This is a genomic window from Mixta intestinalis, from assembly GCF_009914055.1.
Taxonomy (GTDB): Bacteria; Pseudomonadota; Gammaproteobacteria; order Enterobacterales; family Enterobacteriaceae; genus Mixta; species Mixta intestinalis.
Window position 1 is genome coordinate 2,450,886 of record NZ_CP028271.1, and the last position, 26,844, is coordinate 2,477,729.

17 protein-coding genes are annotated in these 26,844 nt (G+C 53.1%); 7 read left to right on the forward strand and 10 right to left on the reverse strand.

The annotated features are described in order from the left end of the window. Positions 1-77: 77 nt before the first annotated feature. The gene (maeB, locus tag C7M51_RS11395) at positions 78-2,357 is read right to left on the reverse strand and encodes an NADP-dependent oxaloacetate-decarboxylating malate dehydrogenase (protein WP_160621897.1); all 2,280 of its coding nucleotides are present in this window, start codon (positions 2,355-2,357) and stop codon (positions 78-80) included. Positions 2,358-2,892: 535 nt separating this feature from the next. Between maeB and tal the strand changes: the two genes are divergently transcribed. Both tal and tkt read left to right on the forward strand, forming a co-directional pair. Next, positions 2,893-3,843 (forward strand): transaldolase, encoded by a 951-nt coding sequence (gene tal, locus C7M51_RS11400; protein WP_160621898.1) that lies wholly within the window; start codon positions 2,893-2,895, stop codon positions 3,841-3,843. Between the two features lie 81 nt (positions 3,844-3,924). Then, a complete protein-coding gene (gene tkt, locus C7M51_RS11405) occupies positions 3,925-5,925 on the forward strand; it encodes a transketolase (RefSeq protein ID WP_160621899.1) in 2,001 nt (666 codons plus the stop codon). Positions 5,926-6,924: 999 nt separating this feature from the next. Here the strand turns inward: tkt and C7M51_RS11410 are convergent. Then, on the reverse strand, positions 6,925-7,236 hold the full coding sequence (locus C7M51_RS11410) for a hypothetical protein (RefSeq protein WP_160621900.1): 312 nt from the start codon (positions 7,234-7,236) through the stop codon (positions 6,925-6,927). Positions 7,237-7,584: 348 nt separating this feature from the next. On the opposite strand from C7M51_RS11410, the gene ampH reads away from it, so the two are divergent. Then, a complete protein-coding gene (gene ampH / locus C7M51_RS11415) occupies positions 7,585-8,757 on the forward strand; it encodes a D-alanyl-D-alanine-carboxypeptidase/endopeptidase AmpH (protein ID WP_160621901.1) in 1,173 nt (390 codons plus the stop codon). Positions 8,758-8,834: 77 nt separating this feature from the next. Here ampH and C7M51_RS11420 read toward each other — a convergent pair whose 3' ends face one another. From C7M51_RS11420 to C7M51_RS11450, 7 genes are all read right to left on the reverse strand, one after another. Next, the gene (locus C7M51_RS11420; protein WP_160621902.1) at positions 8,835-9,896 is read right to left on the reverse strand and encodes a DUF1176 domain-containing protein; all 1,062 of its coding nucleotides are present in this window, start codon (positions 9,894-9,896) and stop codon (positions 8,835-8,837) included. Positions 9,897-10,466: 570 nt separating this feature from the next. Next, positions 10,467-11,045: a GDP-mannose pyrophosphatase NudK gene (gene nudK / locus C7M51_RS11425; protein WP_160621903.1), complete on the reverse strand. Its 579-nt coding sequence runs from the start codon at positions 11,043-11,045 to the stop codon at positions 10,467-10,469. Positions 11,046-11,297: 252 nt separating this feature from the next. Next, entirely contained in the window at positions 11,298-11,975 is a 678-nt protein-coding gene (gene narI, locus C7M51_RS11430) for a respiratory nitrate reductase subunit gamma (RefSeq protein WP_160621904.1), read from the reverse strand. Positions 11,976-11,977: 2 nt separating this feature from the next. Further along, a complete protein-coding gene (narJ, locus tag C7M51_RS11435) occupies positions 11,978-12,700 on the reverse strand; it encodes a nitrate reductase molybdenum cofactor assembly chaperone (RefSeq protein WP_160621905.1) in 723 nt (240 codons plus the stop codon). After that, the gene (gene narH, locus C7M51_RS11440) at positions 12,697-14,241 is read right to left on the reverse strand and encodes a nitrate reductase subunit beta (RefSeq protein WP_160621906.1); all 1,545 of its coding nucleotides are present in this window, start codon (positions 14,239-14,241) and stop codon (positions 12,697-12,699) included. Before narH ends, narJ begins: the two co-directional genes overlap by 4 nt. Continuing rightward, positions 14,238-17,999, reverse strand: a complete 3,762-nt coding sequence (locus tag C7M51_RS11445; RefSeq protein ID WP_160621907.1) for a nitrate reductase subunit alpha — start codon at positions 17,997-17,999, stop codon at positions 14,238-14,240. Before C7M51_RS11445 ends, narH begins: the two co-directional genes overlap by 4 nt. A gap of 331 nt (positions 18,000-18,330) precedes the next feature. Beyond that, complete coding sequence (locus C7M51_RS11450; protein WP_160621908.1) at positions 18,331-19,725, reverse strand: NarK family nitrate/nitrite MFS transporter; 1,395 nt, start codon at positions 19,723-19,725, stop codon at positions 18,331-18,333. A gap of 355 nt (positions 19,726-20,080) precedes the next feature. Here C7M51_RS11450 and narL point away from each other — a divergent pair, with 355 nt between their 5' ends. Further along, positions 20,081-20,734 (forward strand): two-component system response regulator NarL, encoded by a 654-nt coding sequence (gene narL, locus C7M51_RS11455; protein ID WP_160621909.1) that lies wholly within the window; start codon positions 20,081-20,083, stop codon positions 20,732-20,734. 37 nt (positions 20,735-20,771) lie between these two features. Here the strand turns inward: narL and ansP are convergent, their stop codons facing one another. Then, positions 20,772-22,274: an L-asparagine permease gene (ansP, locus tag C7M51_RS11460; RefSeq protein ID WP_160621910.1), complete on the reverse strand. Its 1,503-nt coding sequence runs from the start codon at positions 22,272-22,274 to the stop codon at positions 20,772-20,774. Between the two features lie 957 nt (positions 22,275-23,231). Between ansP and C7M51_RS11465 the strand changes: the two genes are divergently transcribed. Genes C7M51_RS11465 through C7M51_RS11475 form a run of 3 tightly spaced genes read left to right on the forward strand, consistent with a single transcriptional unit; the run spans position 23,232 to position 26,839 of the window. Next, a complete protein-coding gene (locus C7M51_RS11465) occupies positions 23,232-24,437 on the forward strand; it encodes a glycosyltransferase family protein (protein WP_244323724.1) in 1,206 nt (401 codons plus the stop codon). Beyond that, positions 24,437-25,684: a glycosyltransferase gene (locus C7M51_RS11470; RefSeq protein ID WP_160621911.1), complete on the forward strand. Its 1,248-nt coding sequence runs from the start codon at positions 24,437-24,439 to the stop codon at positions 25,682-25,684. The genes C7M51_RS11465 and C7M51_RS11470 overlap by 1 nt, the downstream gene beginning before the upstream one ends. A 6-nt stretch (positions 25,685-25,690) precedes the next feature. Beyond that, positions 25,691-26,839, forward strand: coding sequence for a glycosyltransferase family 4 protein (locus C7M51_RS11475; protein ID WP_160621912.1), 1,149 nt, complete (start codon positions 25,691-25,693; stop codon positions 26,837-26,839). The last annotated feature ends 5 nt before the right edge of the window (positions 26,840-26,844 follow it).

Consider the following 26,844-nt stretch of genomic DNA (forward strand, 5'->3'; position numbering starts at 1 on the left):
CCCCTGCACGACGCGGGAGTAACGGCGGCTGGCTTTATTCACGGTTACCGCGCAGGCCCACCGCCTGAACGTCAGAGCTACAGCGGCTGGGTTTGCGCCTCCACTACCGCCAGCGCCACCATATTAACGATGCGGCGTACCGATGAGATCGGCGTCAGCACATGTGCCGGTTTGGCGATGCCCATCAGTACCGGCCCCACGGTTACCCCTTCTGAGCTGGAGACACGCAGCAGGTTATAACTGATTCGCGCCGCCTCCACGTTCGGCATAATCAGCACATTTGCGGAGCCTTTTAGCGGGCTGTCGGGCATCAGATCCCGGCGCACACTTTCATCCAGCGCGGCATCGCCATGCATTTCGCCGTCGATTTCCAGCGTCGGATCCAACGCCTGTACCCGCGCCAGGGTTTCACGCATTTTGCGCGCCGCCGGCGCATCGGAAGAACCGAAACTGGAATGAGAGAGCAGCGCCACTTTTGGCTCGATACCAAAGCGCCGTACCGTTTCCGCCGCCATCAGCGTCAGCTCCGCCAGCTGCTCCGGCGTGGGATCTTCATTGACATAGGTATCGGCGATAAAGGTGTTGCCGCTCGGCAGCATCAATGCATTCATCGCGCCCGCCACGTTGATTCCCTGACGGAAGCCGAGCACCTGCTCAATGATATCGTAGTGCTCCTGATAATTGCCTATCGTGCCGCAAATCATCGCATCCGCCTCTGCGCGATGTAACATAATGGCGGCGATCAGCGTCGGGTTACCGATCACCGTGCGCTGCGCCTGCTCCGGCGATACACCGCGCCGCTTCATCATCTGGTAATACTCATTCCAGTAGGCTTTAAAGCGTGGATCGGATTCGTTATTTACCACCTCGAAATCTTTCCCGGCTTCGATTTTCAGCCCCAGCTTCTGTAAGCGCATGGCGATCACATTAGGGCGCCCGATCAAGATTGGCTTCGCCAGGCCCAGCGACACCAGCTCCTGCGTGGCATGCAGTACCCGCGCCTCTTCCCCTTCTGCCAGCACTACCCGCTGTGGATCTTTACGCGCCTGAGCAAAAACGGGCTTCATAAAGAGATTAGTTTTATAAACAAATTCGGTCAGCTTCTCGCGGTAGGCGTCAAAATCCTTGATTGGCCGGGTTGCCACACCCGATTCCATTGCCGCTTTCGCTACCGCTGGCGCAATTTTCACGATCAGGCGCGGATCGAAAGGCTTGGGTATTAAGTAGTCGCGCCCGAACGACAGCTCTTCTTCGCCATAGGCCGATGCCACAACGTCACTCTGCTCCGCCAGCGCCAGCTCGGCGATGGCATGTACCGCCGCCAGCTTCATCTGCTCGTTAATCGCCGTCGCGCCCACATCCAGCGCGCCGCGAAAAATGAACGGGAAGCAGAGTACATTATTAACCTGGTTGGGATAGTCCGAACGTCCGGTGCAGATAATCGCATCGGGGCGCACCGCTTTTGCCAGCGGCGGCAGAATTTCTGGTTCAGGATTTGCCAGCGCGAGGATCAGCGGGTCCGGTGCCATACGCTTTACCATCTCCTGCGTCAGCACCTGCGGCCCGGAGCAGCCGAGGAAAATATCCGCATCGACGATCGCCTCCTCCAGCCGACGCATACCGTTATCCTCAATGGCATAGGCGGCTTTAGTTTCCACCATCTGCGCCTCGCGCCCCTGGTAAATTACCCCTTTTGAATCACAGACGATAATATTACGGCGCTCCATCCCCAGTTCGACCAGGAGGTTCATACAGGCGATAGCGGATGCGCCCGCGCCGGAAACCACCAGCCGCACGTCGGAAATGTTTTTCTTTACGATGCGCAGCCCGTTGAGTACCGCCGCCGTACAGATAATCGCGGTGCCGTGCTGATCGTCATGGAACACCGGGATTTTCATGCGCTCGCGCAGCGCTTTTTCAATATAGAAACATTCCGGTGCCTTAATATCCTCCAGATTAATGCCGCCGAAGGTCGGCTCCAGCGCGGCAATAACGTTAATCAACCGATCCGGATCCAGCTCATCAATTTCAATATCGAACACATCAATTCCGGCGAACTTTTTGAACAGTACACCTTTACCTTCCATCACCGGTTTCCCGGCCAGCGCGCCGATATTTCCCAGCCCTAATACCGCTGTCCCGTTGGAAATCACCGCGACCAGATTGCCGCGCGCGGTATATTTATGCGCGGCAAGCGGATCTTCGGCAATCTCCAGACAGGGTGCCGCCACGCCCGGCGAATAGGCCAGCGCCAGATCGCGCTGCGTTGCTAACGGCTTGGTGGGAGAGACCTGAATTTTTCCTGGCTGGGGGAACTGGTGAAAATCTAACGCGCTCTGCTTCAGTTGATCGTCCATCAGCGGTTCCTTCGATTGATAACGTGGGTTAAAGCTTCACCCTCGCAGTATAAAAGCGCGTTACCGCAGAAAAACTTGAAGCGGACCGAAGAATTGTCCAACCCGTTATAATGAATTGCACATTACCTGGGCGTCAGACACGCTATTTTTCACATCTGCTATGCTTCTTAATGGTCCAATTGTGACGCAATCCGCCCCTGGCGGAGGGGCGTTATGGCGGTCATTTTTCTGCCAGCGGGAAAGTGCTCGCGCTGGCGCAAGAGGCACTGGTCATCAAGTCAATGTGCTATTCACGTGGCATCCTGCCTGAAGACGTCGCGGCATCTGCATAGCGTTCAGGTTCGTCAGATCGCAGCGTGTCGGCGGGCGTACCGCTATTGAATGAGCCCATTGCAACAATCAGAGAAAACGCATTCCCCCTGTCAGGCAGCTGGTGCAATGTGGATCGCCTGTAACAAAGGACAGCGTTCCCCGGACAGCCGTCGGGAATCACGTTTACTTTCGTATTACCCTTTGGGTACCAAGGAGATAAGAGATGAATCAGCTAGACGCACTGAAACAGTTTACTACCGTCGTGGCGGACAGCGGTGATATTGAGTCTATTCGTAACTACCATCCTGAAGATGCCACCACTAACCCGTCTCTGATCCTGAAAGCCGCTGGTCTTGAATCCTATAAGCATTTGATTGACGACGCGATCGACTACGCGAAAAAACAGGGCGGCAGCAAAGAAACGCAGATTATCAACGCCAGCGATAAAGTGGCGGTTAACCTCGGCATGGAAATCCTGAAGAGCGTGCCGGGCCGTGTTTCGACCGAAGTGGATGCGCGCCTCTCCTTCGATCGTGGCATGTGCGTCACCAAAGCGGAAAAACTGGTGCGGATGTATGAAGACAACGGCATCGATCGTTCACGAATTCTGATTAAACTCGCCTCTACCTGGGAAGGCATCCGCGCGGCAGAGGAGCTGGAGAAAAACGGCATCAACTGTAACCTGACGCTGCTGTTTTCCTTCGCCCAGGCGCGTGCCTGTGCCGAAGCGGGCGTTTTCCTGATCTCTCCGTTTGTGGGCCGCATTTACGACTGGTACAACAGCCGCAAACCGCTCGATCCCTATATCGTTGATGAAGATCCGGGCGTGAAGTCTGTACGTAATATCTATGACTACTACAAGTCACACCGTTACAAAACCATCATTATGGGCGCGAGCTTCCGTAAAACCGAGCAGATTCTGGCGCTGGCGGGCTGCGATCGCCTGACTATCTCCCCTAACCTGCTTCAGGAGCTGCAATCCAGCGATGCACCGGTTGAACGTAAACTGACGCCGTCTACGGAAGGCTTCCACGAACCGGCTCCGCTCTCTGAAGCGGAATTCCGTTGGGAACATAACCAGGACCCGATGGCGGTAGAGAAACTGGCTGAAGGTATCCGCCAGTTTGCTGCTGACCAGATAAAACTGGAAGAGACGCTGGCCGCCCGGCTGTAACGGCGACTAACAACGTTAATTCAGGGGCGAATTTTCGCCCCGTTTTCATCCCCCTCTTTATTTCCTTCAAGGGAGAAAAACATGTCCTCACGTAGAGAACTGGCGAATGCGATTCGTGCGCTGAGCATGGACGCGGTGCAAAAAGCAAAATCGGGCCATCCGGGCGCGCCAATGGGCATGGCAGATATTGCCGAAGTGCTATGGCGTGATTTTTTGAAACATAACCCGACCAACCCGACCTGGGCTGACCGCGACCGGTTTATTCTCTCTAACGGCCACGGCTCGATGCTGCTTTACAGCCTGTTGCACCTGACCGGCTACGATCTGCCGATTGAAGAGCTGAAAAACTTCCGTCAGCTGCACTCAAAAACGCCTGGCCACCCGGAAATAGGCTATACCCCTGGGGTGGAAACCACTACCGGCCCGCTGGGCCAGGGGCTGGCGAACGCTGTTGGCCTGGCCATCGCCGAACGCACGCTGGGCGCGCAGTTTAACCGCCCTGACCACAACATCATCGACCATAACACCTGGGTTTTTATGGGCGACGGCTGTCTGATGGAAGGTATTTCTCATGAGGTTTGTTCGCTGGCGGGTACGCTGGGCCTCGGTAAACTGATTGGCTTCTACGATCACAACGGCATCTCCATCGACGGCGAAACCGAAGGCTGGTTTACCGACGATACGGCAAAACGATTTGAAGCCTATAACTGGCACGTGGTCGGTGAAATCGACGGTCACGATGCAGAAGCGATCGCCGCCGCGATTAAAGAAGCGCAGAGCGTAACCGATAAGCCTTCACTGATTATCTGCCGCACCATTATCGGCTTTGGTTCGCCGAACAAGGCAGGTAAAGAGGAGTCGCACGGCGCGCCGCTGGGCGATGACGAAATCGCACTGACGCGTAAACAGCTGGGCTGGAACCACGCGCCGTTTGAGATCCCGCAGGACATCTATCAGCAGTGGGATGCCAGGCAGGCGGGCGCCGAGCGCGAGAAAGCGTGGAACGAAAAGTTCGCCGCTTATCAAGCCGCCTGGCCGGAGCTGGCAGCGGAATATACGCGCCGCATGACCGGCGGCATGCCGGAAAACTGGCAGCAGGAAACGCAGAAATTTATCGAGCAGCTCCAGGCCAACGCCAACAAAATCGCCAGCCGCAAAGCCTCCCAGAATGCGCTGGAAGCTTACGGTAAATTGCTGCCAGAATTCCTTGGCGGATCGGCTGACCTGGCACCAAGTAACCTCACCATCTGGTCCGGTTCTAAATCGATTAAGGATGACGCTGCCGGTAACTATATCCACTATGGCGTACGTGAATTCGGCATGACTGCTATCGCTAACGGCATCGCTCACCACGGCGGCTTTGTGCCTTATACCGCCACCTTCCTGATGTTTGTGGAATATGCGCGTAACGCCGCACGTATGGCGGCGCTGATGAAAGCGCGGCAGATTATGGTTTATACCCATGACTCCATCGGCCTGGGTGAAGATGGCCCGACGCACCAGCCGGTAGAACAGCTTGCCAGCCTGCGCCTGACGCCGAACATGAGCACCTGGCGTCCCTGCGATCAGGTAGAAACGGCTGTCGCGTGGAAGCATGCGATTGAGCGTCATAACGGCCCAACCGCACTGATCCTGTCACGTCAGAATCTGCTGCAACCTGAACGTACGCCGCAACAGCTGGCCGATATCTCCCGTGGTGGTTATATCCTGCGTGACAGCGACGGTACGCCGGACGTTATCCTGATCGCCACCGGTTCTGAAGTGGAGATCACCCTGGGCGCAGCGGATAAACTCTCCCGCGCCGGACACAAAGTGCGTGTGGTTTCTATGCCGTCAACCGACCTGTTTGATAAGCAGGATGCGGCTTACCGTGAATCAGTTCTGCCTTCAACCGTTACTGCACGCGTAGCGGTAGAAGCGGGTATTGCTGATTACTGGTATAAATATGTCGGCCTGAACGGAGCCATTGTTGGTATGACTACCTTCGGTGAATCCGCCCCGGCAGATAAGCTGTTTGCTGAATTCGGCTTTACGGTAGAAAACATTGTCAGCCATGCTGAAGCGCTGTTAAAACCGCATTGATCGATAAATAACCGAAAGCCGTTTCTCAGGAAACGACTTAACGTTTAAAGTAAAAAAATGCGCCTGCGGGCGTATTTTTATTGGTACAAACCTATCTATACTCCCCTTTTTTCGCTTCCTGTAATCAGACAGGGATATTATTTATTATTAAAATGGTTTACTGATAAATAAATCAAAATAAAACGCTATTTATTCAGATAAATCCCCAGATGAAGAATATGCAGCAATTTTTTTGTGCTGTTTTTTCCGGTTGACATTGAGCCATACTATTATTATCGCAGAAATCTTTGCCCTTCTGACGTTTTATTGCACCGCACGGATACCGACAGATCCCTGGCGGTTCGGCCCTGAGATGGCATCCTGACTGGCGCTGGGCAATATTTCAATGAAATATCCTCCTTTTTTACTGTGCCAGCCAGATGCATTTATAAGATATACTCTTATTTTCTTAACAACCGGGAATTGATGAATTTACCGATCTGTTTTGTTCAGCGAAGCGTGCGATCCTGCTTTAATAAAATGGCTATTGAAGATGACTTAACAGCAAAACGGGCCGTTATGCAATAATCTGAGCCTTATCGATACACTTCGAAAACTAATTTATTTTACTGCTGTGTTAATTAACGAGGCTCACAGTTAAGGCAGTAAGCCGACATTCAGGAGATCGTCGAATTTAAATCGGGACAGAACCATAGTCGCAGGTACGTCTCTAAGGGCTTGTCATTGAACGGGATAGTACCAGAGAGAATTTTATAGCAGGAAATCGTACGGCTACGTCGAAACTGTACTTATCGGGATGGAGGATAAGATAAACAATCGGGGCGACTTTTTTCGCCCCGATCTAAATAACAACTTAAAGATAAAATCAATGTCAGTTTGTTTATCATTATTTTAATCTGACGCCACTCAAAAAAAATATAACAAGTAAAAAGCGGCAAAATGACACGTTACCTTATGCAAGGTAATTAATCAGTAAGCATATAGTATTTATTATAATTATTAACCAGCGTTGTTAATGTTATCCCAAACTTCATTAAGACGCATGATAGATTCATCCAGGCCAACAGCCGCGCCGCCAATCAGGCCAAACACAGCGCCCCACAGGCCGTTAATAACGCTGCCGATAACGCCCTGAACCGGTGCGAGGATACCAGCCAGCATAGGTGCTTTAGCGGTGATATTATAAGCTGCCCATACACCACCCATAGCACCAGCTGCAGCGCCAACAACCGCGCCAAACAGGCTATCAAACAGACCTTCGCTGTTGCCACCAGAAACGACATTGATTTGTTCCATAGTTAATTCTTTCATTTTTTCTCCTGAATATGAAATTTAAATATTATTGCTACTATGTGTTAGCGAGATGAAATCTAACATAGTACAACAACAGGAAGTATAGTAATTCATCCAAACATAAAACAACCAGTGAATATATTTATAGCGATTGTTGCAATACCACAAAATATAGCCTGACCAAACAAGACCATACTTAACTGGCAATAAATAACGTTTAGAAATTAATTATTGCACTCTGGATTTTAACTAAGCATAACGTGCTATTACGATAATCAGATAGTAAAAACGCGCTTAACTACATCTTTATTCTTATGGAAAAACAATTATTATTGCTGGTTATTAACCTAACTGGATGCTACCCCGTTGAAAACGCGCTTTTATCTTCTGGCCGCTATCATTGCCACCCTGCCGCTACGCAGTCAGGCTCAGTCTCTTTCGTCTCCCGATCCGCTACTGGCTTCACAAATTGTTGATCGTTATGCAGAACATATTTTTTATGGCAGCGCCGCTACCGGGATGGCATTGGTGGCGATAGATGGTAATCAACGTGTCTTCGCCAGCTTTGGGGAAACGCGCCCCGGCAATGAAACGCGTCCACAAAAAGATTCGCTGATTCGCATTGCTTCGCTTAGCAAGCTGATGACCAGCGAAATCATGGTAAAAATGGCGGAGCAGGGAAAGATCCGTCTGGACGATCCGCTCGCAAAATATGCGCCGCCCGGAATGCGCGTTCCCAGCTATGGTGGTCAACCTATTCAGCTGATTCACCTTTCTACCCATACCAGCGGATTACCTCGTGAACAGCCTGGCGGACAGGCCGGGCGTCCGGTTTTTGTCTGGCCGACCAAAGCTGAACGCTGGCGTTGGTTACAGCAGGCACCGCTGAAAACCCCACCGGGCATACATGCCGCCTACTCTAACCTTGCCTATGATTTACTGGCCGATGCGCTGGCGCGCGCAGCAGGTAAGCCCTGGCCCGATCTGTTTCGTCAGTTTATCACTCGCCCACTGGGTATGAAGGATACGACTTTTACCCCTTCACCGGATCAGTGTCGACGGCTGATGGTGCCCGAACGCGGAGCTAGCCCCTGTACATCAACGCTGGCCGCCATCGGTAGCGGCGGTGTTTATTCAACGCCTGATGATATGGGACGCTGGATGCAGCAGTTTCTGAATTCCGATGTTAATACGCGTACGCCACAAACCGATCGGCTGCAAACGCTTATCTATCGGCGCAGCCAGCTCAGTAAGATTGAGGGAATGGATGTGCCCGGCAAAGCGGAGGCGCTGGGGATGGGCTGGGTTTATATCGCGCCTGCTGACGGTCATCCGGGCATTATCCAGAAAACCGGCGGCGGCGGCGGATTTATCACCTATATGGCAATGGTGCCACAGCATAACGTTGGCGTATTTGTAGTGGTTACCCGCACCAACCTAACGCGCTTTCGCGCCATGAGCGACGGCGTTAATGACTTGCTGGCAGAGCTGGTCGGCAATAAAACCGGCTCGCCGATGCTGGTACAGGCGATTCAATAAAATGATAAACCCGGAGCGGCGCGGCTTTATTCTGCCCGCTCCTGTTCAGCCAGTCCCGGCGCATTGCGTAAGGCCTGCTAAGGTGATGCCGGGCGCTGGCTGATCCAGAGCGTGGGCCAGTCATCGCTGCCGTGCCAGGCGTCACAGGTGCTCTCTTCGGCATATTCCGCCAGCACGAACTCCTGACCGTTAAACTGCCAGCGGCTGGCATTTCCACAGTCGCCAAGCCCACGCCCTTTAGCAAAAGTATAGAGTTGCCCGGTTGCCGCATCATACTCGGCATTAATAATTTCCATATTTTTTTCAGTACGCTGCGGCGGTACGAAAGGCAGCGTTAGCGTCAGTCCGCGCGCAACCCAGGGCTGCGAACGGGTGACTTCAAAAGCCAGATCGATAACGTTATACGCGCCCATTTCACAGCTGACCAGCAACAGTGCACGCGAATCCGTTAACGGCGCGACTCTAACCTCGCGGCGCATCGGGTCCAGCGAACACTCATCAGCATTTACTCGCCAGGTACCAAAATCGATAAGTCCGCTTGTTTCTTCCCGGGTCAACGGAGCCGGAGAACGATCGAAACGACGCAACAGCGGCAGCGCAGGCTCCGGCGGCACTTCCCAGACTTTGCGGTTACCGCGCTTAATCCAGGCGCTAAGAGTGCCAACACGCCCCTGGATATCATCCATCAACAGCAACGCAGCCTTTAATCCATGCAGGGAAATCATCGCCTGCGGGCGCGCAGTAAACTGGATGTTATCGGCATTTATTATCTGCGCCAGGAATTCATCAATAGCGATAGGATGTGATGTCGTGAGGTGGTGCATCTCTATCGTCCAGTGCTTGAAATCTGGCCGCAGACGTTGCTGATCGAGAAGTAAATTGTCCGCTAACGCCTCCCCTTTTAGCTCTCCGGTATAGCGGTTGCCATAATCAATGCGCAGCAACGGACGATCGTTAACGCCAGCGTGGCGCGAGATTGTCATCACCAGGCCATTATCACCAGGAATATTACGCGCCACACAATAATTAAGGTTATTACAGGTGATTTGCCAGTCAGTAAATGTTTTTTGCAACGGTGCCGCCTGTACGCTGGCATTGAAAAAGAAAAGCAGCAACAGCGATTTCATCCAGTAAGGCATCTAATGACCCAATCCCTAAATTAATTCATTGATGATAGCGCAACGACGGCAGTTCACCATGCTTTCCCCAACCGGCAGAAAAAGGAACCTGTAATGCACATGAGCGGATGCGGTGATAGCGTAACGGTATATTTCATCATCCTTTGCCTCTCACTCTAGCTCAATCAGATTTCTCGCACTCTACAAAGATGTCATAAAAGGTTCAAATTCACCGGAAAAACCGGTGGTACAAGCGCATTTTTTACTCACTACGTCAAGAATGTCTGAACAGCTAAGGGTAACGACATCAGTTCAACTTTACGCAGCAACAGCAAATAATGAGAGCATGAGCAAAGGATTACATCTCAAAGGCTCACCTGTATTTTATGAAGTCAGCATTATTAGCAGGGAAAGATAACGGACTTATGCGCAGTTAATCTTATTAAGATAAAACTGAGCATAATATTTTTAACGCTTGATAACGGATATGAAAGGATAAATGAGCCGGACTATGCGTAAAAATATCTTATTAAGAAGACATATTTAGCGGCTCATGTAACAGAACAATCCAGGCGATAGCCAGGTCAAAAGTCAGGCGTGTAGCCAGCCTCTGAGCTGTGCATGCTGCAATAGCATAATGGTTTTACCGTCCCGTATTTCACCGCTTTTAATCATTGCCAGCGCCTGAGGGAAAGAGAGCTCCAGCACCTCGATCGACTCATCTTCCACCCCTCCTCCGGCATTGTCGCGCAGCGATTCATCGTACTCAGCGGCGAAGAAATGTAACAGCTCCGTCACGCCGCCAGGTGACATATAGGCCTCAAACAGTTTTTCAACTTTGCCGACGGCGTAACCGGTCTCTTCAATCGCCTCTTTGCGAATGCAGTCTTCCGGCGTGTCATCATCCAGCAAACCGGCGCAGGTCTCAATCAGCATGCCGCTTTCGTTGCCGTTCACCCAGGTCGCCATACGGAATTGTCGAATCAGCACCACGCTGTTTTTATCACGGTTATAGAGCAGAATAGTGGCACCGTTGCCGCGATCGTAGACTTCACGTTTATGCCGCACCGTTTCACCGCTGCCGGTGGTAAGGTCATAGGTGTAGTTGCGCAGAACAAACCAGTTTTCCGACAGCAGTTTCTCTTTGATCAGCTTGATGGGGGCAGACATAGCGGGCTCCTAAAATTAAACCGGAGCCAGAGATGATAAGGCTGCCTCTGCGGGAAAACTATCCGAATTACGCTCCCGATTGGGCGGTTTCATGTCTGGACATAGTTAAAAACAGATAACAACCTGAGCGAAAGCCCGTAAGCCTGTCGGGAGTAAAATTGATAATTGATCAGGGCGGGAAAACAGAAAATCAGGGAAAAGCGCTGAAAGAACAAAACTGCCGCAGGCCGTGCTGGCCTGCGGCAAACGCTGTCAGTTACGGTTACGCACCAGCTGATAGCGACGGGTAAGATATTCTACCGGGGCGCTCCAGATGTGCACCAGTCGGCAGAATGGGAAGAGCAGGAATAACGTCATGCCCAACACCATATGGATTTTGTAGACCAGCGCGACACCTTCCAGGTGCGCTGCTGCACCAGACTGGAAGGTGACAATAGCCTGCGCCCAGCCAACCAGCTTCATCATTTCAATGCCGTCCATATGTTGGGCAGAGAAAACAATGGTCAGCAGGCCCAGCGCTGCCTGAATCACCAGCAACGTCATGATCAGGATATCGCCGGTGCTGCTGGTAGCGCGTACGCGCGGATTGGTCAGACGACGTTTCAGCAACAGACCACCGCCAATTAGGGTCATCGCACCGCAGATACCGCCAGCCACCATCGCCAGCTGCTGTTTTACCGCAATCGGCAAGAATGACTCATACATCCAGTGCGGCGTCAGCAACCCGACCAGGTGGCCGAAGAAGATACCGATGATACCGATGTGGAACAGGTTAGACGCCAGGCGCATCCCTTTTTTATCCAGCATCTGGCTGGAACCAGCGCGCCAGCTGTACTGCCCGTAGTCATAACGTAACCAGCTGCCGACCAGGAATACCGTACCGGCAAGGTAAGGATAAATATTAAAGAAAAACAGATTCAAGAAGTGCATGATCAGCGTCCTGTCATTCCCATCGTGGCTTGCGCCACATCCAGATACTGTGGCGCAACGGCTCCGGCAAAGCGGCGCTGATGCGCTTCCTGCTGCGCCGAAGCGCAGCCCTGTTCACCCAGGAAGCGGATCTGCTCCTCTTCCCAGACCGCATCAAGCGCCTGCGGCGTATCGTCGCGCGCTTCCTGCTCTACCTGCGCCTGCAGGGCCTGAGCCTCGACGCCGCTTTCAGAAAGCGTCAGCAGCAGATCGAGCAGATCGGCCCAGCGGCTGTTACGCTGGTGCAGGCGCGCGCTCAGCAGCGCCAGGATCGGAGCGATATCAACTAAACCTTCGCGGGCATCCTCAGGGCTGCGGCTACTCAGGTATTCCAGGTAGAGCGGCAGAAAATCTGGCAGCTCGCGGCTGTCAAGTTCCAGACCTGCCGCACGATATTGATCCAGCAGATCGACCATTGCCTGACCGCGATCGCGTGATTCGCCGTGAACGTGTTCAAACAGCAGCAACGAGGTAGCACGCCCGCGATCGAACAGCTCACAGTAATCCGCCTGCAGATCGAGCAGCGGGCGCGCGCTAAAATCGCGCAGCACCGCAAGCAGACGATCGCGCTGCGCTTCCTGGAGTTCGCTGGCTGACGCCAGCGCCTCTTCCAGATCCTGCTGGTGATCGAACAACGCACGATCGGGGTAATCCAGCAGGCGCGCTATGATACGTAGTGCCATCATGAGGCATCCTCCTGACGGTTGGTCTGGCGAGTGATGTCGACAGCATCAATACGGCGCGTATTGAACAGGTTAAATTTAGTATCGCTGCCGTGACAGCCGTCGCCGAAGCTAAAGCCGCAGCCTTTGCTTTCCGGGAACGCTTCACGCGCCAGCTCACGATGGCTGGACGGGATAACAAAGCGATCTTCGTAGTTGGCGATAGCCAGGTAACGATACATTTCCTGCGCCTGAGCTTCGGTCAGACCCACCTGTTCCAGCGCGCTGGTATCCACTACGCCGTCCACGCTTTCCGCACGTTTGAAGTGACGCATCGCCAGCATACGTTTCAGCGCCAGCAGCACCGGTGCGGTATCGCCTGCGGTCAGCAGGTTCGCCAGGTACTGTACCGGGATACGCAGGCTTTCCACGTCCGGCAGGACGCCTTTCTGCTCCAGCACGCCCGCATCAGCAGCAGACTGGATCGGAGACAGAGGCGGAACATACCAAACCATCGGCAGCGTACGATATTCAGGATGCAGCGGCAGCGCCAGCTTCCAGTCCATTGCCATTTTATATACCGGTGATTTCTGTGCCGCCTCGATAACGCCCTGCGGTATGCCATCTTTCAGTGCCTGCTCGATAACCGCTGGATCGTGCGGATCGAGGAAGATATCCAGCTGGCTCTGGTAGAGATCTTTCTCATTTTCAACCGCGGCGGCCTGTTCGATACGGTCGGCGTCATATAACAGCACGCCCAGGTAACGGATACGCCCCACGCAGGTTTCGGAGCAAACGGTCGGCAGACCGGACTCGATACGCGGGTAACAGAAGATACATTTTTCTGATTTACCGCTTTTCCAGTTGAAGTAGATTTTTTTGTACGGGCAACCGGTCAGACACATACGCCAGCCGCGGCATTTGTCCTGATCGATCAACACGATGCCATCTTCCGCGCGCTTATAAATTGCGCCGCTCGGACAGGTTGCCACGCACGCCGGGTTGAGGCAGTGCTCGCACAGACGCGGCAGATACATCATGAAGGTGTTTTCGAACTGGCCGTACATTTCCTTCTGGATGTTATCGAAGTTCTTATCCTTCGAACGTTTCTCAAACTCGCCGCCGAGGATCTCTTCCCAGTTCGGTCCGTTTTCGATTTTCTTCATCCGCTGACCGGTAATCAGCGAGCGCGGGCGAGCGATCGGCTGATGTTTACTTTCCGGTGCGTTTTGCAGATTTTGATAGTCGTAGTCAAACGGCTCGTAATAGTCGTCCAGCGCCGGTACGTCCGGGTTGGCGAAGATTTTTGACAGCAGGCCAACCCGACTACCCATGCGCGGCTGTAGCTGACCGTTGATTTTACGTATCCAGCCGCCCTTCCATTTTTCCTGATCTTCCCAGGCGTGCGGATAGCCGACGCCCGGTTTGCTTTCTACGTTGTTAAACCAGGCATATTCCATGCCCTCGCGACTGGTCCAGACGTTCTTACAGGTGACCGAACAGGTATGGCAGCCGATGCATTTGTCGAGGTTTAACACCATGCCGACTTGCGAACGAATTTTCATTGCTGAGCCTCCTGACGGGTACCCTGGCAATCATCGTTGCCTTCGCCATCTAACCAATTAATATTGTTCATCTTTCTGACCACTACAAACTCATCACGATTCGAACCTACGGTACCGTAATAGTTAAATCCGTAGGCCAGCTGCGCGTAGCCGCCGATCATATGGGTCGGTTTCGGATAAACACGCGTTACTGAGTTATGAATACCGCCGCGCTGACCGGTGATTTCCGCCCCTGGAATATTCACGATACGTTCCTGAGCGTGATACATCATGGTCATACCCGCCGGTATACGCTGGCTGACTACGGCACGCGCCGTCAGAGAACCGTTGGCGTTAAAGGCTTCGATCCAGTCGTTATCCTCAATGCCCAGCTCTTTCGCATCGTCTTCGCTCATCCAGACAATTGGCCCGCCGCGTGACAGCGTCAGCATCAGCAGGTTGTCACTGTAGGTAGAGTGGATACCCCACTTCTGATGCGGCGTCAGGAAGTTGAGCGCTTTCTCCGGGTTACCGTTTGGTTTTTTGTTCAGCAACGGCTCTACGGCACGCGTATTGATCGGCGGACGATAAACCAGCAGGCTCTCACCAAAGGCGCGCATCCACTCATGATCCTGATAAAGCTGTTGACGACCGCTCAGCGTACGGAACGGAATCAGCTCATGGATGTTGGTGTAGCAGGCGTTATAGGAGACATGCTCATCTTCCAGGCCAGACCAGGTCGGGCTGGAGATAATCTTACGCGGCTGCGCCTGAATATCGCGGAAGCGGATTTTTTCCTCTTCTTTATTCAGCGCCAGATGCGTATGGTCGCGTCCGGTAATTTTACTCAGCGCGCCCCAGGCTTTGACTGCCACGTGGCCGTTAGTTTCCGGTGCCAGGGTCAGGATAACCTCTGCCGCATCGATCGCACTGTCAATGTTCGGACGACCGGCAGCCGGACCATCCTGCTTGACGTAGTTGAGTTTTTTCAGCAGATCGATTTCGGTGTCGGTATTCCAGCTGATACCTTTACCGCCGTTACCCAGCGTATTCATCAGCGGACCCACGGAAGTAAAGCGCTCCCAGGTAGCCGGATAGTCACGTTCAACGGTGATGATATGCGGCGCGGTTTTGCCTGGAATCAGATCGCATTCGCCTTTTTTCCACTCCTGCACGCCGAACGGCTGCGCCAGCTCTGCGGCAGAATCGTGCTGCATCGGCAGCGTAACCACGTCGGTTTCTTTGCCCAGATGGCCTACGCAAAGTTCGGAGAAGCGTTTAGCGATACCTTTATAGATTTCCCAGTCGCTTTTCGCTTCCCAGGCCGGATCGACAGCGGCAGAAAGCGGATGAATAAACGGATGCATATCCGAGGTATTCATATCGTCTTTTTCATACCAGGTTGCCGTAGGCAGTACGATATCGGAGTAGAGGCAGGTGCTGGACATACGGAAGTCGAGCGTCACCACCAGATCCAATTTACCGACGCCAGCGTTATCCTGCCATTCCACTTCCTGCGGCTTCACGCTGCCCTGCTCACCCAGGTCTTTGCCCTGAATGCCATTTTCGGTGCCCAGCAGGTATTTGAGCATATATTCATGCCCTTTACCGGAGGAGCCCAGCAGGTTAGAACGCCAGACAAACAGGTTGCGCGGGAAGTTCTGCGGATTATCCGGCTGTTCAGCGGCAAAGCGCAGCGCGCCGTTTTTCAGATTTTCTACGGTGTAGTCGAGCGGTGTCTGACCAGCTGCTTTCGCTTTTGCAGCAATATGCAGCGGGTTCATTGACAGCTGCGGTGCAGATGGCAGCCAGCCCATACGCTCGGCACGCACGTTAAAATCGATCAGGCTCCCCTGGAAGCGCGATTTATCCGCCAGCGGTGACAGCAATGTTGCGGTTTCTACCGTCTCATGACGCCACTGGCTGGAGTGGTTATAGAAGAAAGAGGTGCTGTTCATGTGACGCGGCGGACGCTGCCAGTCAAGACCAAACGCCAGCGGTGCCCAACCGGTCTGCGGACGCAGTTTTTCCTGGCCAACATAGTGAGCCCAGCCACCGCCGCTCTGACCGACGCAGCCGCAGAATATCAGCATGTTGATCAGGCCACGATAGTTCATATCCATGTGGAACCAGTGGTTCATACCGGCCCCCACGATGATCATTGAACGACCGTGAGTTTTTTCCGCATTCTCTGCAAATTCACGTGCGATACGAATAATCTGCTGACGAGATACGCCAGTGATTTTTTCTGCCCATGCCGGGCTGTAAGCTTTGATTTCATCGTAGCTGGTGGCGCAGTTGGCGTCGTCCAGACCGCGATCGAGACCGTAGTTAGCCAGCGTCAGATCGTATACGCTGGTAACCAGCGCTTCGCTGCCGTCGGCCAGCTGCAGGCGCTTAACCGGCAGCTTGTGCAGCAGGATCTCATCCAGCGTCACGCTCTTGAAGTGTTCGCTTTCGATACCGCCAAAGTACGGGAAGCCCACTTCGGCAATCTCGTCATGGTTGCCCAGCAGGCTCAGCTGCAGTTCGACGTCGCGCTTGTCCTGGCCCGCACGCGCTTCAAGGTTCCATTTACCCTCTTCGCCCCAGCGATAGCCGATGGAGCCCAGCGGAGCGACCAGTTCACCGCTCAGGCCGTCGATGGCGATGGTTTTCCATTCTGGATTATTTTCTTCACCGAGGTTATTCACCAGATCGCTGGCGCGCAGCATACGACCGGCAGCATAGTAACCACCTTCGCGCGGTTCCAGCATCACCAGCATCGGCATATCGGTGTAGCGACGTACGTAATCGCGGAAATAGCTCACCTCACGATCGAGATGGAACTCTTTCAGCATGACGTGGCCCATCGCCAGCGCCATCGCGCTGTCGGTACCCTGCTTCGGATTCAGCCACAGGTCGCACAGCTTAGCGACTTCTGCATAGTCCGGCGTTACCGCAACAGTTTTGGTCCCTTTGTAGCGAACTTCCGTAAAGAAGTGGGCATCCGGGGTACGCGTCTGCGGCACGTTAGAGCCCCAGGCGATAATATAAGAGGAGTTATACCAGTCGGCAGATTCCGGTACGTCGGTCTGCTCGCCCCAGGTTTGCGGGGATGCCGGTGGCAGGTCGCAATACCAGTCATAGAAGCTTAAGCAGGTGCCGCCAATCAGCGAGAGGTAGCGCGCGCCTGACGCGTAGGAAACCATGGACATTGCCGGGATCGGCGAGAAGCCGATAATACGGTCTGGTCCGAAGGTTTTCGCGGTGTAGACATTGGATGCCGCAATAATTTCATTAACTTCCTGCCAGCTGGAACGCACGAATCCGCCACGTCCACGGGCAACTTTGTAACTTTTCGCTTTTTCCGCGTCGTTAACGATCGAGCCCCAGGCCTCTACCGGATCGCTGTGCTGCGCTTTAGCCTCACGCCACAGTTTTACCAGGCGTTTGCGCATCAGTGGATATTTCAGGCGATTGGCACTATATAAATACCAGGAGTAACTGGCACCGCGAGGACAGCCGCGCGGTTCATGGTTAGGCAGATCGGGACGGGTACGTGGATAGTCGGTCTGCTGGGTTTCCCAGGTAACCAGACCATTTTTTACGTAGATTTTCCAGCTACATGAACCGGTACAGTTGACGCCGTGCGTGGAGCGCACGATTTTGTCATGCTGCCAGCGGCTGCGGTAACCATCTTCCCAGTCTCGGTTAGTGTTAAGTGTCTGGCCATGTTGACCAGCAAAAGGTTCTGCTAACTGCTTAAAGTAGCGAAACCGATCCAGAAATTTGCTCATCTGGAATTCTCCTGAAGGCTCGGTGTTGTTTTATGAATGGCTAAACGACATTGCTTATGATGTGGGCAACAGCCTACTTAGCTGGTGAGGCTGGCCGCTTGATTGCGATCAAGTCAGCACGGTTACCGTACAACCCTCTCGCACCGGACTACCACTTAAGTAGCACTCTCCGAGATTTTATAACCTATTGAAAAATATTATTAAAACCATAAAAAGCCGGGCAAGTGCTCTGCCTGAAGAGGTGGTCGGCTTTTTGGGAGTAGCCACAGTGAAAGTGGTGATAAATAAAAAACCGGCTTCGTTCAGAAAGAGGAAGCCGGTTTTTTTGCGATTAACGCGCTGCCTTACGTCCGTAAACCAGCCAGGTAATCAGTACGCATATGATGTAAAACACCAGGAAGATTTTCATCGCGCCAGCGGGTGAACCCGTCATTGCCAGCGAAATGCCGAAAGTCTGCGGGATAAAGAAACCGCCCGCCGCACCGATCGCTGAGATAAAGCCCAGCGCCGCTGCCGTATCGGTTACCGCTTCCTGCTGCGCCTCTTTATCACTGCCGCCGCGCGCTTTAACTCTGTCCCAGGTGATTTTGCGGAAAATCACCGCAATCATCTGATAGGTTGAGCCGCTACCCAGCCCGGCAGTTAAAAACAGAACCATAAAGATGCCGAAGAACAGCGCGAAGGAGCCTGCCTGACCTTCATCCGGTAACGCCAGGAACAGCAGTGCGGTAAACACGGCCATAGCGATAAAGTTAATCAGCGTTACGCGCACGCCGCCGAAGCGATCCGAGATCACGCCGCCAGCGGAACGCGCCAGCGCACCCAGCAACGGACCAAAGAAAGCGTATTTCATGATCACGACGTCCGGGAACTGCGTTTTTGACAGCATAGCGAAGCCCGCGGAGAACCCAATAAAGGAACCGAAGGTGGCAAGATAAAGCAGGCTCAGCCCCCACAGATGCGCACGTTTCAGTACCGGCAGCTGTTGACGCAGAGAAGCTTTAGACGCAGCCAGATCGTTCATGCCAAACCAGGCGGCAATGGTGGCGATCAACAGCAGCGGTACCCAAATCCAGGCGGCATTTTCCAGCCACATCTGGCTGCCGTCGGCAGTGACCTGCCCCTGTCCACCAAAGAAACCGAAAATCGCAAATGAAATAGCTACCGGTGCCAGCAGCTGCATCACGCTTACGCCCAGGTTACCCAGGCCGCCATTGATGCCCAGCGCACCGCCCTGCTGTGCTTTCGGGAAAAAGAAGCTGATGTTACCCATGCTTGACGCAAAGTTCGCACCGGCGAAACCGCACAGCAGCGAGATCAGGACAAACACAAAGAAAGGCGTTTCCGGGTTCTGCACCGCAAACCCAAGCCACAGGCAAGGCACCAGCAGAAAACCGGTACTGAAAGCGGTCCAGCGGCGTCCGCCAAAGAGAGGAATGACAAAAGAATAAGGGACGCGCAAAATAGCGCCGGAAACGGAAGGCAGCGCCGTCAGCAGGAAGAGCTGATCGGTGGTAAAGTTAAAGCCTACCTTGTTGAGATTGACCGCAACGGTGCTGAATAACATCCAGACGCAGAAGGCCAACAGCAGGCAAAATACGGAAATCCACAAGTTACGGTTAGCAATACGCTTACCGCTTTGCTGCCAGAATTGTGCATCTTCTGGCCGCCAATCCTGTATAACGCCACCTGATGATTTTTCTGTTGGCGTGGTTAGATTTGACATAATAACCCCGGTGAAGGAATGGAAATTGAGCACATCCTGCCGGGTCGGTTAGGGGCCAGAGTTGACTTAAATCAACGTGTGAACAGTTAGTTTCAGGCCGCAATTGTGCCTGCTACACTAAATGAGTAGTGTCTTTCGCTGGCTCAACATGAGGAAAAACAGCACATTAAAATGCTACACTCACCGCTTCGGGTCGTTAATTTTTACCATGGATTAATTCGGACTACCCCTTTTGAGGTATAAATAACACATCAAGCATACTGAAAAATAGCGGACGGTTTTTTCCTCCCGCTGAGGGAGCCTTTTTCGTCACGCTTTACCACTATTGCCAACACCCTGTTTAACCGGAGCCAGTATGAGTATCCAAGACGCCGCCACTATCCTGCTGATTGACGATCACCCTATGTTACGCAACGGCGTTAAGCAACTGATTCATCTTGACCCACAATTGCAGGTTATCGCCGAAGCGGGCAACGGCGAACAGGGCATTGCGCTGGCTGAACAGCACGATCCCGATTTAGTGTTACTCGACCTGAACATGCCGGGCATAAACGGGCTGGAAACGCTGGACCGCCTGCGTCGTATCGATCTCTCAGGCCGGATCGTCGTATTTACCGTCTCAAACGATGAAGAAGATGTCGTCAGCGCGTTGAAGCGCGGTGCCGATGGCTACCTGCTGAAAGATATGGAGCCGGAAGCGCTGCTTAGCGCTCTGCATCAAGCTGCCGCGGGACAAATGGTATTAAGCGATACCCTTACTTCGGTGCTCATCAGCAGCCTGCGCGAAACGCCACCTGCTACACAGCGGGATATTCAACAGCTCACGCGGCGGGAGCATGACATTCTGCGCCAGATTGCGCGCGGCCTGCCCAATAAAACCATCGCCCGCAAGCTTAACATTACGGAAAGTACGGTTAAAGTTCACGTAAAACATCTGTTGAAAAAATTGCAGCTGAAATCGCGCGTTGAAGCCGCAGTATGGTATTTACAGAATAAGAACGGCGCTTAAGCGCCGGACGACGTTACTGCCGTCCGGCAGGAAGAGATTATTTAGACGATGATTCGTTCAGCGGTGCCTGTTCCTCAGATGCCGCCGATTCATGATGTTCGTGCTCCGTCATGGCGATAGAATGAACGCGTTTACGCACGCCATACCAGCCAAGAACCAGCAGAATGGCAATCAGCGGAAGCGATGCCACGGTAAAGGTGCCGTTAGGATAATCGAACGCCATCAGGACCAGCACGCTAAGCAGGAACAGTAGCGTCAGCCATGACGTTACCGGCGCGCCGGGCAGCTTAAAGCTGACATCATCCGCCTTGCCCTCTTTAATCGCCTTACGCAACCGCATCTGGCAGACAATAATGAACGCCCAGGTTGACAGAATCCCCAGCGAGGCGATGTTCAATACAATTTCAAACACCTGCGACGGCACGTAGTAGTTCAGCACTACCCCAACCACATACACGGCGATCGTTACCAGAATCCCGGCATAGGGAACCTGCTGGCTGCTCATTTTTGATAGCGCCTGTGGCGCGGAGCCGCCCATCGCCATCGAGCGCAAAATACGCCCGGTTGAGTAAAGGCCGGAGTTAAGGCTGGAGAGCGCAGCACTCAGCACCACAATATTCATGATGCTGCCGATATAGGGCACGCCCAGTTTAGAAAAGAATGTCACAAACGGACTCTGCCCTGCCTGATAGGCGTTCCACGGCAGCAACAGCACCAGCAGCACTACGGAACCGACATAGAACAGGCCGATACGCCAGATCACGCTGTTGATCGCCTTCGGCAGCACCTTTTTCGGCTCTTTACATTCGCCTGCGGCAATGCCCACCAGTTCAATAGAGGCAAAGGCGAAAACAACGCCCTGTACCAGCACCAGCGCAGGCAGCAAACCGTGCGGGAACATCCCACCGTTATCGGAAATCAAATGAAAGCCTGTGGCGTTACCATCCAGCGGCTTGCCGCTGCCGAGGAAAACCACGCCGACAATAAGGAAGATAACAATTGCCAGCACTTTTATCAGCGCAAACCAGAACTCCATCTCGGCAAACCACTTAACGCCAATCAGGTTCATGGTGCCGACAATTGCCAGCGCGCCCAGCGCGAATACCCACTGCGGCACATCGCCAAAGGCACCCCAATAGTGCATATAGAGGGCGACGGCGGTGATATCCACAATACCGGTCATCGCCCAGTTCACGAAGTACATCCAGCCTGCCACATAGGAGGCCTTTTCTCCAAGAAACTCACGCGCATAGGAAACAAAGCTGCCGCTGGAAGGCCGATGCAGCACCAGTTCACCCAGCGCACGTAATATAAAGAAGGAAAAAATACCGCAGACGAGATAAACCAGCGCCAGCGCCGGTCCTGCTGCCTGTAAACGCGCACCCGCACCGAGAAACAGTCCGGTTCCGATGGCGCCGCCGATAGCAATCATCTGTACCTGACGATTGCCCATTGCTTTATGGTAGCCAGCATCATGTGAATTCAGCCAGCGTCTTCTGGCAGCGCGCTGTTCCGCTGCCGTTTTCTTGGTTGCTTTCATTGCCTTTCCTGTTGTCCTGTCCGATATGGGGCGCTTTTCCGCTCGGCCCATTTACGTTTGCAAAACAAACGATTGCGCGAGGGAGTAAATTCGCCGTAGGTCTGGGTATTGTAGTGTGGCGACACAGCGAATTTACGGCAATGAATCCTAACCGTTCTCTTGTGGGGAAGCAAAACCCCCATGGCGAATTTTTTGCGCTCCTGTCATCTTTTCGCTCCAGTTAAACCGCTGACAAACCGACAGCCGCTGGGCCGAAGTCAGACGGTATATTACCGTCTTTCGTCAATACGTTTTTTTCTTATTTAATTACGTCTGTATTGAGCCAAAAACGCCATACCTGCCGACAGAAAAGCGACAAACAAAATGGGATAATATTTATTTATCTGAAAATAAAAGTTCTGTCATTCACTTTCCCGCCAGATAAAGGGAGATCAAAAAGTAAAAACCTCATAGCAGTAATAAAAAAATATAAGATTTATCTAAAAAGCAGTTCTTCTTTAGTCTGTTTTTTACGGTTAGCCAGCGAATTAAATTGTATTTAACCAGAGAAAACCATTTAAAAAAGAAAAATACAGTTTAACGTAAACGCTGGTTGGCTATATTGTGTTTATAATTGCCTCATTGCATAATCAATTACGCCGCAAAGTAGTACCGTATCACTAACGTTTTTTACGTGTTAAAAATTAACGCCGGGAATTGTAAAATACCTTTAACGCATCACCAATTTAATCGGTGAGCTTATTGCGTAGCCGTCGATTAAATAAAGGTTAATCAGAAAGTCTGTCGTTTAGTCATTGCCGGACAGGATAAAATGACTTTATCGCTTCATCTTTAAACTTTCTGCACAGCAAAATAGCGGCGCAACAGGCTTTACGCCAGTAACAGCAGGCGATGACGCTCTTCTTAAATATCGTCTGCTTTATCTTAGCGGATAGTTAAAAGAAGGAACGATCTAAAATGGAAAAAAAACGTTCGCCTCGTCTGGTTTTTTATTCTCATGATACGATGGGATTAGGACATATCCGAAGAAATTTACTTCTGGTAGATGCAGTAATAAAGGCCATGCCGGATACACAAGTGCTGCTGATCAACGGCGTACGTGAAGCCGGGCGTTTCTTTTTACCTGCCGGAGCCGATGTCGTCACGCTGCCCTCATATTTTAAAGATGCCGCAGGTAATTACTCACCGCGTTCGCTGGGCTGCGATGTAAAACGCCTGACCGCGCTGCGAAGCAAGGTTATTTATGCAGCACTGGAGGCGTTTGAACCCGATATTTTCGTTATTGATAATGTTCCCGGCGGCGCACAATCAGAATTAGAGCCGGTGTTACCCATGCTGGCAGAAAAAGGCGTCAACGTAGTTTTAGGGCTGCGTGATATCCTTGATACGCCAGATACGGTAAAGCGCCAGTGGCGGAAGTTGAATAACTACGCCAATATTCGCGATTACATATCCGCGATCTGGGTATATGGTGATAATAAACTTTACGATCTGGTTGACGCTTATGAATTTGACCAGGATATCCGGCAGAAACTCACCTTTCTTGGCTACCTGAACGCCCAGCTTCGCACCAGAAAAAATCTTCCGCCACAGGCGATTGTGCCCGATATCAACCGGCCCTATTCGCTGTGCGTCGCCGGTGGCGGTCAGGATGGATTTCAACTGGCGTCCGCTTTCGCCAGCGCAACCTTTCCCAGCGGCACAATGGGCGTGCTGATCGCGGGATCTATGATGCCGCAGGCGGAATATGACGCCCTGGCGCTACACGCCCGGCGTCGTAACGATCTGGCGCTGGTGCGCTTTGTATCGGAACCGCTTGAGCTTTTGCGTCAGGCGCAGTCGGTGGTAGCGATGGGTGGCTATAACACCGTAACGGAAATTCTTTCTTTCCATAAACGCGCGCTGATTGTCCCCCGCGTGACGCCCCGTCAGGAACAATGGATACGCGCCACGCAGTTAGCTAAATATCAGCTGGTGACCTGCATTCATCCGGAACGCTTCAGCGTACTGCGATTAAATCAGTGGCTGTCCGAAACCCTGCCGCCGCCCGATCCCTTTATCCTGCTGAATTTTAACGGGCTGGGCAACTTTGTAAAAAATATCCGGCGGCTGTTAAAACAGCGTGCGTTACAACTCGATTTAGCCAGCAAGGAGCTGATTTAATGCATCAGGAGAGAGCCCAAAACCAGGGGTATATTGGCTACGTTCTTAAGCGCTATCCGCGTTTTTCCGAAACCTTTGTGGTTAATGAAATACTGGCCCATGAGCGGAGCGGGCTGAAAATCGATATATTCGCCCTCGGTCCGGTGGAAGAAGCCTATTTTCAGGACGGCATTGCGCGCGTGCGAGCGCCGGTAACGCGCCTGGCGGATAAACAGCGCAGCAGCGAAGCATACTGGACCTTGTGGCAACAGGCGAGTCAGGCGCTGCCTGACTTTACTACGCGCATGTCGGTACTTTACACCTACAGCGTACATGAGGTCGCCCAGGCGCTTATGCTGGCGCTGGCCGTACGGGAACGCGGCATCCGGCACCTGCATGCTCACTTCGCCACGCGCGCCACGACGGTTGCCCGCCTGGCGGCGAAGTTAAGCGGCATAAGCTATTCCTTTACCGCCCACGCGAAAGATATCTATTTCCCCTATGAAAAACCGACGCAAATCGAGTTAAAGCTGCGCGATGCGCTACGGGCCATCACCGTTTCCGATTATAACCTCGACTATTTACAGAGCCAGTCGCCGATGCTGGCGGGGAAAGTTACGCGAATTTATAACGGCCTCGATCTCACTCAGTTTACCTATCTGGCACCCAGGCAGCGGCCCCGGCATATTCTGGCTATTGGGCGTCTGGTACCGAAAAAAGGCTTTCATGTTTTGATTGACGCTTTGCATATATTGCGGGCGCGCAATGAAGCGTTCACCTGCACGCTGACCGGCGACGGCCCGCTTTATCCGGCGCTGGCAGCGCACATTCAGCGGCTCGGTCTGAGCGATTGCGTGACGCTATCGGGCTCGCGTCCACAGCCTGAAATTAAGACGGCGATTCAACGGTCAGCGATGGTGGTAGCGCCTTCGGTGATCAGCGAAGAAGGCGATCGGGATGGGCTACCAACGGTGCTGCTGGAATCGATGGCATTAGGAACACCGGTGGTTTCGACCGAGGTGGCCGGTATTCCGGAACTGGTTAGCGATGGTGGCACCGGGCTTTGTGTGGCACCTGACGATCCGCTGGCGCTGGCTGATGCGATGCAGCGTTTGTTAAACAATCCGGCCCTGCAGCTTTCGCTTGCCTTACAGGCGCGGCACCGGATTGAGGAACGCTTCGATATCGACCGCAACAGCGCCAGAATGCGTGAGATTTTTGCCTGCTCCGGCGTGAATAACGCTGCCACTCCCTCACTTTTGGCGTAAACAACGATGAACGTAGCCTATATCTGCGCCGATCCCGGTATCCCTGTTTTTGGCAATAAAGGGGCATCCATTCATATTCAGGAGGTGCTGCGTGCCCTGCTGAAGAAGAATGCGCATATCACGCTAATAGCCCAACGTTTAGGCGGTGCCGTACCGGAAGAGTTTCAGCGTATCAGGGTATTAACCCTCCCCGCGCTCCCCTCCACCGCCGACGCCGAGGCGCGCGCTTACGCCGCGCTCAAAGCCAATACGCAGATCGTCGCTCTGCTGAAAAAAACGGCCCCTTTCGATCTGGTTTATGAACGTTATTCACTGTGGAGTCATGGCGGCATCAGCTACGCGCACGAAGCGAATTGCAAAAGCGTGCTGGAGGTCAATGCGCCATTAATTGAGGAGCAGCGCACATGGCGTGTGCTTCCCTGTGAAAAAGAGGCACAGGAGGTACTACAGCGGCTCCTTCAGCAAGCCGCAACCATCGTTGCCGTTTCACCCGGTGTAAAACGCTGGCTGGATGATTTCGCGCCTTTCTGCGCCAGCCGCACGCACGTGGTGGCAAACGGCGTTAATCCACAGCGCTTTAGCGAAGCAGTCAGACAGCCCAATCACCTGCCGGTCATCGGTTTCCTCGGTACGCTGAAGCCCTGGCACGGCCTGCAAACGCTGATTGACGCTTTCGCCCTGCTTCATCAACGCGGGCGTCGGGTGCAGCTTTCTGTCGTCGGCGATGGTCCGGAATATCCAGCTATTCAGCAGCGGCTGACGCAGTTCGGCCTGCTGGATTATGCGCGCTTTTCCGGTGCCGTTTCTCCGGCTGCGGTTCCTGCTCTGCTGGCAGCAATGGATATTGGCGTAGCGCCCTATCCCCAGCTGGAGGGTTTCTATTTTTCCCCGCTAAAAATCTATGAATATATGGCTGCCGGTCTGCCGGTTATCACTACGCGCACCGGGCATCTGGCGGAGATAGTCAGCGAAGGGCAAACCGGGCTGTTAGTTGATCCAGATAATCCCGTCGCGCTATGCGCAGCGCTGGAGCGCCTGCTGGACGATCGTGCCCTCTGCCTGCGCTTGGGTGCCGCCGCTAAGCGCCAGGCCACGGAGGAACACAGCTGGGATCGGGTAGTGACGCGGATTTTACAACTGGCTGAACTAACCTGAGATAA